A 12,763-nucleotide genomic window follows, 5' to 3' on the forward strand; every position below is an offset into this window, starting at 1 on the left:
ATGAGCCGCTACCCCGCCATGTTCTCCCGTCTGGCCGACGCCGGGGAGGGCGCCTTCGTGCCCTTCGTCATGGTCGGCGACCCCACCCCCACGGCGTCCGAGGCCATTATCGAGGCGCTCATCGCCGGTGGCGCGGACGCCCTGGAACTCGGCACCCCCTTCTCCGACCCGGTGGCCGACGGGCCGACCATTCAGCGCGCACACCTGCGCGCGCTGGGCGCCGGGGCGAGCCTGGCCGACTGCCTGGCGGTGGTGGCGCGGGTGCGCGCGCGCCACCCTCAGCTGCCCATCGGCATGCTCATCTACGGCAATGTGCCCTTCGCAATCGGGCTGGAGGACTTCTACGCCCGCTGCGCCGCCGCCGGCATCGACTCGGTGCTGCTGCCGGACGTGCCGGTGCGCCAGTCCGCGGAGTTCTCCGCCGCCGCCGCGGCCGCCGGGATCGACGCCGTCTACATCGCTCCGCCGTCGGCCTCCGCCCTGACCCTGGATGCGGTGGCGGCGGCCTCGCGCGGCTACGTGTACGCGGTCTCCCGGGCCGGCGTGACCGGCACCGAGCGCGCCTCCTCCACCGCGGGACTGGCGCAGTCGGTGGCGCGGCTGCGGCAGGACGCGGCCGCGCCGGTGATGCTGGGCTTCGGCATCTCGGCTCCCGAGCAGGTGGCCGAGGCGATTGCCGCAGGCGCGGATGGGGCGATCTCCGGCTCGGCGACGGTGAAGATTATCGAGTCCCACGTGCCGACACTGGCCCGCCTGGCGCAGGATTCCGGTGAGGACTCCCCCGCGTACGCCGCCGCCCTGGAATCCCTCCAGGCCGAGCTGCGCGACTTCGTCGCCGCCATGAAGGCCGCCACCCGCCGAGGTCGGTCGAAATAACCATCGAGGTCGGTCGAAATAACCACCGAGGTCGGTAGAAGTTACGTGCCGAGTCTCACCGCGGTTCGCCATGCGGACAGGCCTGGATAGTCGCCTCCGCCCTGCCCTATGGTCCCAAGTGTGTTCAGTCATGTCCCGTTCCGTTTGGTCGCTGGCACCGCCGTCGACCGCTTCGGCGCGGCCGAGATGTGTATGTGTCGCGGTATCCGCATCACCGCTGCCGACTGACACGCCATCCCTTTAGACACGAGCTGCGTCGGCAGGTGCCTGCCGACGACTCCTGATGTGTCTGTCCCCTAGCGGGCCCCACTTGTCGGGGCAGGTCCTGACGCGTACGCAGCAGTACCCGAAAGGTCTGCCATGCCCCCTGCCAGCCACACGTACCGTAATACCAAGGCCGCGGACAGTCATGTAGACGTCCCGCCCACCACGGTCATCCCGCCCGACGGCGACGGAAAGTTCTCCCTGAGCGAGGACTGGCTCGCCACCATCACCGGCCTTGCCCTGCTCGGCCTCGCCCTGCTCGGCATCATTCCGGACATCTCGGGGTGGCTGTGATGAGTGGTACCCGCGTCGGCGCACCCGCCGCCACCGTCCCCGACGCCGAGCGCAGCCCCGGTACCCGTCCGGAGTCCACCTCCCCGGGCTGGACCGTGCTCGGCGTCATCGTAGTCGTCGGCCTGGCCGCCGCCGTCGACTACCTCAGCAGCCATATCCCCGCCTGGAGCGAGGGCACCTGGTTCGGCGCGATCGCCGGAACGATCGAGTTTCCCGTTTACGCCATCGCCCTGGGCTTCGCCGCCAATGCAATCCTGTCCGCGCTGGGAGTCATGGAGCGCCTGTCCGCGGCGTTCCGCACCGAGTTCTTCATCAAGACGGGCCTGGTACTCCTGGGGTCCACCGTCAATATCAACGTGATCGCCTCGGCGGCGGCGCCTGCAGTCATTCAGGCCCTGCTCATGATCTCGACGGTCTTCCTGTTCACCTGGTGGATCGCCGGCCTGCTGCGCGTGGAGCCGCACCTGAAGGCGCTGCTGGCCACCGCACTGTCGGTCTGCGGGGTCTCGGCCGCCGTGGCGGCGGCGGGCGCCGTCAACGCCAAGCGAGAACAGCTCGCCTACACGGCCGGGCTGGTTGTGGTCTTCGCCCTGCCGAGCATCTTCCTGCTGCCCTGGCTCGCCGCCCTGATGGGGCTGTCCGCGCCGGTGGCGGGAGCCTGGATCGGCGGAAACATCGACACCACCGCGGCAGTGACCGCCGCCGGGGCCGTCGCCGGTGAGGAGGTGCTCGAATTCGCCGCGATTGTGAAGATGACGCAGAACGCCTTGATCGGCTTCGTAGCCGTGGGCCTGTCCCTCTGGTTCTCCCTGCGCGTGGACCGCGGCGCCGGTAGCACCGCCGCGTCCCGTCCCGGTTGGCACGAGGTCTGGCAGCGCTTCCCGAAGTTCGTTCTCGGCTTCATCGCCGCGTCGGTACTGGTCTCCGCCATCGCCGCCGCCGCGCCCGGCCTGGTCGCGGACGAAACCAGTTGGTTGAGCACCGGCCTGGCCTCCGCCAAGGCGCTGCAGACCCTGTTCTTCACCCTGGCCTTCGTATCAATCGGCCTGGAGTTCCGTGCTGGCGCCCTGCGGGAGGCCGGCTGGAAGCCCGTGCTGGTGTTCCTCGCCGGCACGCTCTGCAATCTGGTGGCAGGCCTGCTCTACGCCCAGGCCCTGTTCGGCTGGGCCTTCGGCGGACTGTTCTAGCGGTTCCGGTCGGGGTAGGCGGTGTACCTTCCCCCGCACCGCCGACGCCGACCGGGACCAGGCCGCGTCCCGATCCGGACGGTTCCGGTTGGCTATGGCGCGGGCTCGGTCAGCAGCTCATCGACGTCGACGACGCCGGTGCGCAGTGCCAGCAGCACCAGCTGCACCCGGTCCCGCGCCCCGGTCTTGGCCGGCAAGTGGGTCACGTGCGTCTTCACAGTCGCCATGGACAGCCACAGCCGGTCGCAGATCTCCTGGTTGGTCAGCCCCCGGGCGATCAGGGCCAGTACCTCCGTCTCTCGCCGTGTCAGCCCGTCTGGCAGCCGCGCATGCCGGGGGCTGGCGCCGACCTGCTTCTCCTGACCAGTGCGGACGGCGGTCAGAAGCCGCCGCGTAGGTCCGGGCGAGATGACCGAGTCACCCACGTGAACGGTGCGCACTGCCTCGATGAGGCGCTCCGGGGGTGTGTTCTTCAGCAGGAAGCCCGAGGCGCCCGCCTCAATGGCGCCCATGACGTATCCGTCGGTATCGAAGGTGGTGAGGATGACGATGCGGCCATGCGCCCCCGCCTGAATTAGGCGCCGGGTGGTGGCCAGGCCGTCCATACCAGGCATCTGCACATCCAGCAGGACCACATCCACTGGGTCGTCCTGCGCCCGCCGCAATGCCTGGCCGCCGTCGGTGGCCTGCCAGCACACCTCAATGTCCGGCTGCGCCTCAAGCAGCATGGCCAGTCCTGCAGTGAACAGCGGCTCGTCATCCACCAGCGCCACCCTGATGGAGGCGTTCATGCCGCCTCCCCCGGACGTGCCGGTTCCTGCACCCCGGTCCCGGTTGGTGATGCCGGTACGACGGCGTGCACGCGCCAGCCGCCCTCGGTACATTCCCCGGCCTCGAGGTGCCCGCCGACCGCCGCTGCACGCTCGCGCATGGTTGTCAGTCCCTTTCCTCTTCGCGCCGCTGTCCCCGCCGCTACGCCCCCGGCGGGGCCCGGGAGCCCATTCTCGACGACGAGGTCGATCCGGTCCTCATCGGCCAGTATTCGAACCGAGGCAGTAGCGCCGCTTGCGTGCCGCATCACATTGGTCAAGGCCTCTTGCGCACAGCGGTACACGGCCGCGCCCACCGGGGCCGGAGGCTCGGCGTAATAGCGCAGGTCGAGGGTAAGCGGCACACCCGCCCGCCGCACTTGCGCGACCAGTCGTGGTATGTCATCAAGGCCCGGTAGCGCGCCGGCCGGTGCCCCGGTCCCGTCCGGCCGCGTAACAGCCTGGGCCGCTGTCGGCGCCTCGCGGTCGGCGCCTAGCATGTCCACCAGGGAGTGCACCTCGGCAACGGCACGCCGACTCGTACTTCCGATCACCGCCAGCGCCTGTGCGGCGGCGTCAGGATCGGTAGACAGGACGGCCCGGGCCCCCTCGGCCTGCATCCCGATAACGGACAGTGAGTGCCCCAGCAGGTCGTGCACGTCCCGAGCGACCCGCTGCCTTTCGGCGCTGACCGCCAGGTGCCGTTCAGCCTCCTGGCGGGAGGCCAGGATCCGGGCGCGTTCCAGGGCCTGCTCGACCCGCTCGCGGGAACGTCTGCGCAGCAGGCCCACCAGGACGGCGACGGTAATGAAGGCCCAAGTCACCGTGAGGATGATCAGTTCGGATCCCGGGACGGGCGGGTTGATCAGCTCGTTGGCGGCGCGCAGGGAGCCGACGGCGCCGCCGAAGTACCCCAGTCCCAGCAGGAGCCAGGCGTGGGGACGCGGCACGCGGCTGGCGCAGGTCTCCGCCGCCACCAGGCAGGCGGCGACGGCAAGCACGGATAGCTCATCGTAGATCAGCACGTGACCGGTCAGGGCCGCACCGATTACGACGACCGCAGCCGTCGGGCCGACACGCCTCAGGGCGATGCCGACGCAGCACACTGTCAGGATGACTAGGTAAGCACCACCATCACCCAGTTCCGCGCGTATACCCGCACCGGGCAGCGAGTCCGGCGGCGCAGGCGGATTCCAGGCGCACAGGTAGGCCAGAGCCGCGGCCAGCAGCATGTCGGCCGCTCCGGGGCGGGACCACGTCCTGCGGCGCCGCTCTCCAGAGCCTGAGCCTGATACCGGTACTCCTGCGCCCGCCACCCCGCCGTCGTTCATCCTCGTGCTACCTCTCTACGCCCGCGAGCGGGACCTCCCGCCCCGGTCGTCATCCGGTGATCGACGGTAGCGGCACGACGGGAGCCGGTCGTCATACCCGGGTATGAGTCCAGCGCCCGCACGCAGCCGAACTTCCGACTCGGGCCTGACGCCATCGGCGGCGCAACCAGGAATGCTGCAGGGCATGGACACAGTCGCACTCACCCATCCCGGGCGTAACCGGGGCGACGCCGCGGCGGGAGCGTCGGACGCCGTCGTCGTCACCGGGGCATTGACCAAGACCTTCGGCAGGGGCGCCACTGCACGCACCGCCGTCGACCGCCTCAACCTGGTAATTCCCCGTGGCGTCGTCTACGGCTTCCTGGGTCCCAACGGCTCCGGCAAGTCCACGACCATGAAACTGCTGCTGGGCCTGCTCACGCCGACCTCCGGGAGCATCCGCATTTTCGGCTCCCCACTCGACCGGCGCCACCGGGGAGCACTCATGGCGCGCATCGGTTCCATGATTGAGCAGCCACCCGGCTACGGGCACCTGACCGGCGCGGAGAACATGCGCCTGGTGCAGCGGATGCTGGCACTGTCTGATGCGCAGGTTAAGCGGGCGCTGGCCCTGGTGCGCCTGACCGCGCACCGTGACCGCCTGGTGAAGACCTACTCGATGGGCATGAAGCAGCGCCTGGGGATTGCCATGGCACTGGCCCGGCAGCCTGAGCTACTCATCCTGGACGAGCCGACCAATGGTCTGGACCCCGCCGGCATCGAGGAGATCCGCAAGCTGCTGGTGTCCTTGGCGGGTGAGGGGGTGACGGTGATGGTCTCCAGTCACCTGCTTGATGAGATCGACCGCATGGCGGGCGTAATCGGCGTCCTGTCAGCCGGGAGCCTGGTATTTCAGGGCACGCGCGCCGAGCTCATGCGTCGCTCAGTGCCGGACCTGCTGCTAGTCACACCCCGGCCGGAGGCGGTCACGCCGGCGCTGCTGGCCGGGCTCGGGACGGGAACTCAGGCCGGCGCCGCAGCGGACCGCCCGAGCGTCATGACTCCAACGCAGGCGGGCGTACGCATCCCCGGCCTGTCCCCCGACGCCGTAGCCGAGCTGGTGCGACGTCTGGTGGCGCAGGGGATTGCCGTACATGAGTTGCGGCGCGAGTCGCAGAGCCTGGAGGACGTCTTTATGGACCTGACTGGCGGAGCGGGGGCGCTGTGATGACTGCCCTGTCCTGGGGCACCGCCCCCTCCGCTAGCGTACGCGCCGTATCCCCGTCTACCGCTGAACGGCGCATCCCCTTCACCGCCGCCGTCCGGTTGGAGCTGGCCAAGACGCGGCGGCTGCACACCACGGTGGTAGTCGTCGTGCTGGAGCTGGCGGCTCTCCTGCTCGCCGCGCCGCTGACCGCGTCCTCCCAGGCTGGCCTGAGTGATCCGGCCGGGCGCCCCTGGGAGGCGCTATTGCTGCAGTATGCGCTGGTCAACGCCCTGTTCTCCCCGATCCTGGTTTCCGTGGTGGCCAGTCGGCTGACGGATATCGAGCACGCCTCCGCCGGCTGGTACCTGGCTGCGACGGCCGGGCTGACGCCGGGACGGTTATGCCGGGCCAAGCTCTCAGCCTTGGCAGCCGTGCTCGTGCCGGCGCTGGTATTGCAGACGGTGGCGCTGACGGGCGTGGCCCGCGCCGTCGGCGCCACCTTGCCGCTGCCGGTATGGGCGTGGGCCGGCTACACCATCGGCCTGGTTGCCATTGACCTGGCCATGTGCGCGCTGCACGTCCTGCTCGCCGCACTCGTCGACAACCAGGTCCTGTGCGTGGGAGTGGGTCTGCTGGGGGCATTCGTCGCCGTATACATGTTCCTCGCCCCGCAGTGGCTGGCGCGTCTGCTGCCCTGGGGCTACTGGGCGCTGATCTGCCCCGTCGCCCAGACCGGCACCCGCCTGGGCGAGGTGGCGATCGTGACTCCCCCGATGGGCTGGATAGCGGGGTTCCTCTGCCTGGCGGCCACCTGCTTCCTGCTAGTGACCGCACGACTGGATCGGATAGAGAGGTGATCAGCATGCCCGGCCTCTTCGGCCCCGGCGACTCCTCCGGCGCAACGCAACCGACCCCTGCTCTTCCGGCCGCATCCTGCGGCACAGGCCGCCCCGTGCGTCGTGCCGGGTGGGCGGCACTGCTGGTGGTGGAGGCGCTCAAGCTGCGCCGGTCCCTGGTGTGGTCGATCGTGGCGGTGCTGCCGGTGCTCGCCGTCGTCTCCGGATCGGTCAACTTCGCGATGAACCAGGCGGTGTTGTCGCCTACGTTGGAGGCCTTCACCAGCCAAGTCACCTTATTCTACGGGCTGTTCTTCTTCTCGATCGCCGTCGCGCTGCTGGTGGCGGCGGCGTGGCGGCCCGAGCACCGGAGCTCATCCTGGAACTACATGGCCACGACACCGCACTCACCGGCGGCGCTAGCGCTGGCGAAGACCACTGTGGTCCTGGTCCCGCTAGCGGTCATGCAGATGCTCCTGGTCATCGCCACGTGGCTGTCAGGTCTGGTGCTCCTGCACCTGGATGGGGGCCTGCCCATCGGCTTCACGGTCTGCGCACTGCTGGCGGTGGTGGCGGCAGTGCCGCTGGTGGGCTGGCAGTCGGCCCTGTCGATGCGGCTGCGGTCCTTCGCTGCGCCCGTGGCCCTGGGGCTGGCGGGAGCCGTCATCGGCATTGCCGTCGCCTACCAGTCGCGGTCCCTGGCAGGGCTGTGGCCTTACTCGCTGGTGACGCGGGCGCTGACGCTTGGATCGAGCGCCCTGACCGACGCCGGCGGCCTGGAATGGAGCAGCGTCGGCCCCATCCTGGCCTGGGCCGCGGCAGGCGGTGCGGTCTTCTGGGCACTGCTGGCTTACGCGGCCGGAAGGGCGACGCCCCGTGCCTGACCGGACAGGTCTGCCGGTTGTTTGAGGACGCGGAGCAGACCAGTGGTGTCATCGTCAGCGGGTCAGTCATGCCCTACCGGCCCGAACGTATCGGGCCGGCCCCTGCCAGCACCCATGCCGTCGGCATGACCGACGACAGCGCGGCCAAGCACAGGAACAGGGCGATAACGGCTCTTCGTGTTTGAGGGTGTGGTGGTGGGGTAGTCGTGGGTGCGCGTGTCGCAGGGGCGGGTAGGGGTCGAGGTCCCCGATGATTGGTGGTTGCTGAACACCACCGATCACGGAGACCTCGACATGGCCGAGACTACCTTTGCTGCCCCTGATTTTGCTAGTTTCCTGGGCCTGGACGCGCTGGGACTGACTGTCACCGGCATGCGCATAGATGGCGGCGGTGCACTGGTGGAGTGTCGGCTGCAGGTCTGCGAGGAGGATGCGTTCTGCCGGGTCTGCGGGGCCCAGGGCGCCCCGGTGGGGACCGTCGCGAGGCGGCTGGCGCATGTTCCGGTGGGCTGGCGCCCAACCCACTTGCTGGTGCGGCTGCGCCGGTGGCGCTGCCAGGGCTGTGGGCGTGTGTGGAGGCAGGACGCGTCTCGTGCGGCCGCCAAGCGGGCGAGGCTGACCTTGGCGGCCAAGGAGTGGGCGATCCGGGCCGTGGGGGTGGAGTTCATGTCCATCTCGCGTGTGGCGGCAGCTCTGGGGGTGTCCTGGCACACCGCCAATGAGGCCGTCCTTGAGCGGGCCAAGGACCGCTTGATCAATGATCCTGGACGTCTGAAGGGTGTGGAGGTCATCGGGGTGGATGAGCATGTTTGGCGGCACACCCGCAAGGGCGACAAGTACGTCACCGTCATCATCGACCTTACACCCGTGCGCGACCGTACCGGCCCCTCCCGCCTGCTGGACATGATCGAAGGCCGCTCCAAGCAGGCCTTCAAGCAATGGCTCCAGGAACGCGACGAGGACTGGCGCAGCCGGATCGAGGTGGTCTCGATGGATGGGTTCGCGGGCTTCAAGACCGCCGCCGCCGAGGCCCTACCCGGCGCGACGGAGGTCATGGACCCCTTCCACGTGGTCGCGCTGGCCGGGGACAAGCTGGATGAGTGCCGCCGCCGCACCCAGCGCGAGACCACCGGGCGGCGGGGCCGTAAGGACGACCCCCTGTACAAGGCCCGCAGGCTGCTGCGCACCGGGGCGGGCCTGGTGAGCGACAAGGGCTGGGAGCGTCTCGAACAACTGTTCGCCGACCCCCACAACACTCCGGTAGAGATCATGTGGGGCGTGTATCAGAAGATCATGGCCGCCTACCGCGCCAAGGCCCCCGCCCAGGGCAAGACCCTGATGGAGAAAGTGATGCAGACCCTCACCACCGGCGTGCCTGACGCCCTCGAAGAGCTGAAGTCGCTGGGCAAGACCCTGGCCCAGCGGCGCGAAGACATACTCGCCTACTTCGACCACCGCGGCACATCCAACGGACCCACTGAAGCAGTCAACGGCCGCCTGGAGCACCTACGCGGCATCGCCCTGGGCTTCAGGAATCTGACCAACTACACCATCCGCAGCCTCATCCACGCCGGAGGCTTCAGACAACAGCTACTACACCCCTAAACGCGAAGAGCCGCGATAACACTGCCGCCGTTCGTGAGGAAGAGATTGAGGGATCCGACGCATGCCATGAGTATTACCGCATATGTCATGGCTACCATGAGCGCGAGCCGAAGGCCTCGTCTGTACGCATGCCCGACCGCCTGACCTAATGAGGCGAACACGACCCAGATGAACGCCATAATGAGAACCTGCCACCAAGTGCCGGAGGTCCACCCAGTCACGGGTCCCAGCTTCAACGAGTCAAGCGCCGTCCTATCTGTGAAATGCAGCTGGGTAGGCAGAATCAGAAAGCCAATTGCCCAGACAAGAAGCGCTCCAACAACAGTGATCAACACGCTCAGAGAGTTCACGACACGGACCCTACGAGGACCCACCCCCGCCAAGGCCATATATGGCATAGCCGACATTGCCTGCAGCACCCCGTTCGTGAACAGCAGGAGCGTCCACATCAAGATCCAAGTTGAATTCGCTGCGAAACCAAGACCGTCCAAGGGTCTGATAGCCCCATTGGTCAGCAATGGAACCACATGATTGAACAAGCCACTGAAGGCCGTTATAAGACCCGCCGTCAACCATAGCCACAACGTCTCACCGAGAGCATATTTGAGCAAGGGCAGCAAGTCTTTCCGCAGCACTCCACCAGCGCGTCCATCACGGTTTGAAGCAAGAGGAAGAATAGTCATGCGAAATAGTCCTTAGTTGTTATAAGAACAGCCGGACCCGTACGGACAAGTACCTCGGTCTCAAGCCCGACAAGGCCGAGCCGAGCACGATCCGGTCCGCTGCTCGACCAGCTACATGCAGCACCATGGTCACGGAAGCCTTCAGGCCATGTTGTGGTCTATGAGTGATACGAAACTGTCCTGGAACGACAGAGGCTGAACCTGGACGTCTGCGGCGACGAGGGCGTCCAGACAGGCATCGGTGAGCCCCGTCGCGACGATCCGAACGAGGCGGCCGAGTTGACGCTCGGAGAGGATGCGGGACTCGGCGTCGGCCTCGAGGATCCGACGGATCACCTCGGGCCGACCGACAAGCGCCAGCGCGTGGGCACGCAGGCGCTCGGCGGTATCCACACGGACGACCCTGCCCGCGGAGAGCACGATGACATTCTCAATCAGGGACTCCAGTTCGGACACCAGGTGGCTGGCAACCAGGAACGTACGCGGAGTCCCCGCCTCCGCAGCATCGGTGGAAGCGCGAATGATCTCCTCCGTCAACGCCATGCGCGTAGGAACGTCAAGCGCGTCGGTGGGCTCATCGAGCATTGTGATCGGAGCACCGCAGGCCAAAGCAATTGCGGTCACGAAGAGCGAGCGCTCGCCCTGTGACCGTTGACCGAGGCTACCGCCGAGCTCGAGTTGGAAACGATCACTGAGTCGGGCAAATCTGCCCTCGTCCCAGGTGTGCCGACAACTGACCAGACGCAATAAGGACCTAACAGAAACACCAGCGGAGTACGCATTGTCGCCGGCATACACCCCCAGGGCGATCCGTTGCTCTCGCGATACTTCGTGACCATTGATGATGAAGGCGCCAGAGGCCGGCCCGATGTAACCGACAAGAGCATGGAATAGCGTGGTCTTACCGGATCCGTTAGGGCCGAGCACTCCGGTGATCGACCCCTCGGCGATATCCACGGAGACGTCGTCGAGCGCGGGAACCGTCGTCCCACGATAGGTGTGAGTGAGGGAGTTAATGCGGATCATCGTTCGCTCCTGGTCCGATTCGTGGCGTCTTCGGCGTAGATGACGCGGATCTGTTCAGTAAGGGCGTTCGCGTCGATACCGAGCGCAAGCCCCTGGCGGACAACCGCGGAGAAGGTCTGATCAATGAATCCGGTGTACTCGGCGACGATCAGACGTTCACGGGCGCCTTCAGCTACGAACATGCCAAGGCCGCGACGCTTGACGAGAAGCCCCTCCTCGATCAGCTGAGCGAACGCCTTGGCGGCAGTAGCCGGGTTTATCCGGTAAGTGGCGGCGTACTGGGTGGTCGACATCACCCGATCCCCGTCAGTCAGCGCCCTCATGAGGATCTGGTGACGGATGTCGTCGGCTATCTGCTTATAGATCGGCGTGGTCGAGTCGAGTTCCACGGAACACTCCCTCACTGGTTCATTACATGACTAGTGAACCATATGACCATATGGGCGTCAAACCGCCTCGTGCTGCCTCGCCCCCGTCGCCTGCCTCCTGCCAGGCCATTGTGGAGACCTTCCCCGCATCGGTCAGCCAGAAATCCACAAACTCCCACCGGCGACTGTAGGGTCTCGCTCATGCCCTCCCCACTGCTCAAGCGGATCGCCAGAATCTTCGCCGCCACCGCCAAGGATGCGGTGGCTGACGCGATTGAGAAGGAGCTGGCCACCGGTGAGAAGTCGCGCAAACGCGCCGTAGCCGACTCCGGGCCAAAGCGGCCGGGAAGCGCCGGCCAAGGCGCCTCCCGCACTACCTCCCTGCCGGGTGCCCGCAGCTCCCGCGCAGGCGCGCACGACGGCGTCGCCGGCTACGACGTCGCCTCCTTGGGCCTGCCGGACTTCACCTACTCCCCCTACTCCGACGGCGACGCCGATCCTGGCGAGGTGGTATGGACCTGGGTGCCCTTCGAGGAGGACCCCACCCAGGGCAAGGACCGGCCCGTACTCGTCCTGGCGCGGCACGGCAAGCGACTCGTCGTCGCGCAGCTGACCAGCAAGGACCACGATCTCGACGCCGCCCAGGAGGCTCGCTGGGGCCGCTACTGGCACCATGTCGGCACCGGGCCGTGGGATTCCAAGGGCCGCCCCAGCGAGGTGCGCCTGGACCGGCTGCTGCTCGTGGAACCCGATGTGGTGCGCCGCGAGGGTGCCACCATGAACCGGGCCACCTTCAACGGCGTCGTTACTGCCCTGCGCGTCCACTGGGCCTGACCGCACGAGGCGGTCGGAAGTAGCGCGACGCACCTCACGTCAGCGGGGCTCATCCGGCCGGGATCAGTGCCTGCGCCTGGTGCTAGAGTGCCCTTTGGACCTCTGGCCTGGCCGGCTTCGGGGTCCGGCGACCGGGCCAGCCGGGTGCTTCACCACCTCATGTCCGCCCGCGGCGCCAACCCTCTCTCCGGCCGTTGACCATTCAGACACCAGAAAGCTTCACTCACAGTGGCGAACATCAAGTCTCAGATCAAGCGCATCAGGACCAATGAGAAGGCCCGCCTGCGCAACAAGTCCGTCAAGTCCGAGCTCAAGACCTACGTGCGTCGTACGCGCGAGGCGGTTGAGGCCGGTGACAAGCAGGCGGCCGAGGAGCACCTGCGCAAGGCCTGCCGCAAGCTGGACAAGGCCGTCTCCAAGGGAGTCATTCACCGCAACCAGGCCCGCAACCGTAAGTCCAAGCTGGCCAAGCGTGTCAACGCCATGTGATCTGTAGCGCACCAAGCTGCGCCAGCAGGGGCGTCTCTTATCGGAGAGGCGTCCCTGCTTATGTGTGCCCATGCCTGCCGCGCAACACGCC

Annotated in this window: 14 protein-coding genes; 9 read left to right on the top strand and 5 right to left on the bottom strand. The window is 67.4% G+C overall.

Going from position 1 to position 12,763, the window contains the following annotated elements:
- From trpA to CWT10_RS09365, 3 genes are all read left to right on the top strand, one after another.
- Window positions 1-876 (top strand): tryptophan synthase subunit alpha, encoded by an 876-nt coding sequence (trpA, locus tag CWT10_RS09355; protein ID WP_103061476.1) that lies wholly within the window; start codon window positions 1-3, stop codon window positions 874-876.
- 360 nt (window positions 877-1,236) lie between these two features.
- A complete protein-coding gene (locus CWT10_RS09360) occupies window positions 1,237-1,434 on the top strand; it encodes a hypothetical protein (RefSeq protein ID WP_103061475.1) in 198 nt (65 codons plus the stop codon).
- Window positions 1,434-2,621, top strand: a complete 1,188-nt coding sequence (locus tag CWT10_RS09365) for a YeiH family protein (RefSeq protein ID WP_103061474.1) — start codon at window positions 1,434-1,436, stop codon at window positions 2,619-2,621. The genes CWT10_RS09360 and CWT10_RS09365 overlap by 1 nt, the downstream gene beginning before the upstream one ends.
- 92 nt (window positions 2,622-2,713) lie before the next feature.
- Here CWT10_RS09365 and CWT10_RS09370 read toward each other — a convergent pair whose 3' ends face one another.
- Together CWT10_RS09370 and CWT10_RS09375 are read right to left on the bottom strand one after the other, a co-directional pair.
- A complete protein-coding gene (locus tag CWT10_RS09370; protein ID WP_103061473.1) occupies window positions 2,714-3,412 on the bottom strand; it encodes a response regulator in 699 nt (232 codons plus the stop codon).
- Window positions 3,409-4,746, bottom strand: coding sequence for a sensor histidine kinase (locus CWT10_RS09375; protein ID WP_425320999.1), 1,338 nt, complete (start codon window positions 4,744-4,746; stop codon window positions 3,409-3,411). The genes CWT10_RS09370 and CWT10_RS09375 overlap by 4 nt, the downstream gene beginning before the upstream one ends.
- 199 nt (window positions 4,747-4,945) lie before the next feature.
- Between CWT10_RS09375 and CWT10_RS09380 the strand changes: the two genes are divergently transcribed.
- The 4 genes from CWT10_RS09380 (at window position 4,946) to CWT10_RS09395 (ending at window position 9,272) form a co-directional block, all read left to right on the top strand.
- A complete protein-coding gene (locus CWT10_RS09380; protein WP_233187951.1) occupies window positions 4,946-5,968 on the top strand; it encodes an ABC transporter ATP-binding protein in 1,023 nt (340 codons plus the stop codon).
- A complete protein-coding gene (locus CWT10_RS09385) occupies window positions 5,968-6,804 on the top strand; it encodes an ABC transporter permease (RefSeq protein ID WP_233187950.1) in 837 nt (278 codons plus the stop codon). Before CWT10_RS09380 ends, CWT10_RS09385 begins: the two co-directional genes overlap by 1 nt.
- A gap of 5 nt (window positions 6,805-6,809) precedes the next feature.
- Complete coding sequence (locus CWT10_RS09390) at window positions 6,810-7,667, top strand: ABC transporter permease (RefSeq protein ID WP_103061495.1); 858 nt, start codon at window positions 6,810-6,812, stop codon at window positions 7,665-7,667.
- Window positions 7,668-7,961: 294 nt separating this feature from the next.
- Window positions 7,962-9,272, top strand: a complete 1,311-nt coding sequence (locus tag CWT10_RS09395; RefSeq protein ID WP_103062545.1) for an ISL3 family transposase — start codon at window positions 7,962-7,964, stop codon at window positions 9,270-9,272.
- Here the strand turns inward: CWT10_RS09395 and CWT10_RS09400 are convergent.
- The 3 genes from CWT10_RS09400 to CWT10_RS09410 form a co-directional block, all read right to left on the bottom strand.
- Window positions 9,269-9,955, bottom strand: coding sequence for a hypothetical protein (locus tag CWT10_RS09400; RefSeq protein ID WP_128683389.1), 687 nt, complete (start codon window positions 9,953-9,955; stop codon window positions 9,269-9,271). The genes CWT10_RS09395 and CWT10_RS09400 overlap by 4 nt on opposite strands.
- 141 nt (window positions 9,956-10,096) lie before the next feature.
- Window positions 10,097-10,981, bottom strand: a complete 885-nt coding sequence (locus CWT10_RS09405) for an ATP-binding cassette domain-containing protein (RefSeq protein WP_103062053.1) — start codon at window positions 10,979-10,981, stop codon at window positions 10,097-10,099.
- A complete protein-coding gene (locus CWT10_RS09410; protein WP_233188017.1) occupies window positions 10,978-11,370 on the bottom strand; it encodes a GntR family transcriptional regulator in 393 nt (130 codons plus the stop codon). Before CWT10_RS09410 ends, CWT10_RS09405 begins: the two co-directional genes overlap by 4 nt.
- A gap of 180 nt (window positions 11,371-11,550) precedes the next feature.
- On the opposite strand from CWT10_RS09410, the gene CWT10_RS09415 reads away from it, so the two are divergent.
- Together CWT10_RS09415 and rpsT are read left to right on the top strand one after the other, a co-directional pair.
- Window positions 11,551-12,183 carry a type II toxin-antitoxin system PemK/MazF family toxin gene (locus CWT10_RS09415; RefSeq protein ID WP_103062054.1) on the top strand — a complete coding sequence of 211 codons (633 nt, stop codon included), beginning with the start codon at window positions 11,551-11,553 and terminating at the stop codon, window positions 12,181-12,183.
- Window positions 12,184-12,411: 228 nt separating this feature from the next.
- Complete coding sequence (gene rpsT, locus CWT10_RS09420; protein WP_103062055.1) at window positions 12,412-12,672, top strand: 30S ribosomal protein S20; 261 nt, start codon at window positions 12,412-12,414, stop codon at window positions 12,670-12,672.
- The last annotated feature ends 91 nt before the right edge of the window (window positions 12,673-12,763 follow it).

Source organism: Actinomyces qiguomingii (genome assembly GCF_004102025.1).
In the GTDB taxonomy this organism is placed as follows: Bacteria; Actinomycetota; Actinomycetes; order Actinomycetales; family Actinomycetaceae; genus Actinomyces; species Actinomyces qiguomingii.

What these genes read in the sequence shown, in the direction of transcription:
- CWT10_RS09365 (WP_103061474.1), top strand. Translation starts at nt 1,434, where the DNA reads ATGAGTGGTACCCGCGTCGGCGCACCCGCCGCCACCGTCCCCGACGCC.
- trpA (WP_103061476.1), top strand. Translation starts at nt 1, where the DNA reads ATGAGCCGCTACCCCGCCATGTTCTCCCGTCTGGCCGACGCCGGGGAG.
- CWT10_RS09380 (WP_233187951.1), top strand. Translation starts at nt 4,946, where the DNA reads ATGGACACAGTCGCACTCACCCATCCCGGGCGTAACCGGGGCGACGCC.
- CWT10_RS09405 (WP_103062053.1), bottom strand. Translation starts at nt 10,981, where the DNA reads ATGATCCGCATTAACTCCCTCACTCACACCTATCGTGGGACGACGGTT.
- CWT10_RS09360 (WP_103061475.1), top strand. Translation starts at nt 1,237, where the DNA reads ATGCCCCCTGCCAGCCACACGTACCGTAATACCAAGGCCGCGGACAGT.
- CWT10_RS09415 (WP_103062054.1), top strand. Translation starts at nt 11,551, where the DNA reads ATGCCCTCCCCACTGCTCAAGCGGATCGCCAGAATCTTCGCCGCCACC.
- CWT10_RS09390 (WP_103061495.1), top strand. Translation starts at nt 6,810, where the DNA reads ATGCCCGGCCTCTTCGGCCCCGGCGACTCCTCCGGCGCAACGCAACCG.
- CWT10_RS09400 (WP_128683389.1), bottom strand. Translation starts at nt 9,955, where the DNA reads ATGACTATTCTTCCTCTTGCTTCAAACCGTGATGGACGCGCTGGTGGA.
- CWT10_RS09385 (WP_233187950.1), top strand. Translation starts at nt 5,968, where the DNA reads ATGACTGCCCTGTCCTGGGGCACCGCCCCCTCCGCTAGCGTACGCGCC.
- CWT10_RS09395 (WP_103062545.1), top strand. Translation starts at nt 7,962, where the DNA reads ATGGCCGAGACTACCTTTGCTGCCCCTGATTTTGCTAGTTTCCTGGGC.
- CWT10_RS09370 (WP_103061473.1), bottom strand. Translation starts at nt 3,412, where the DNA reads ATGAACGCCTCCATCAGGGTGGCGCTGGTGGATGACGAGCCGCTGTTC.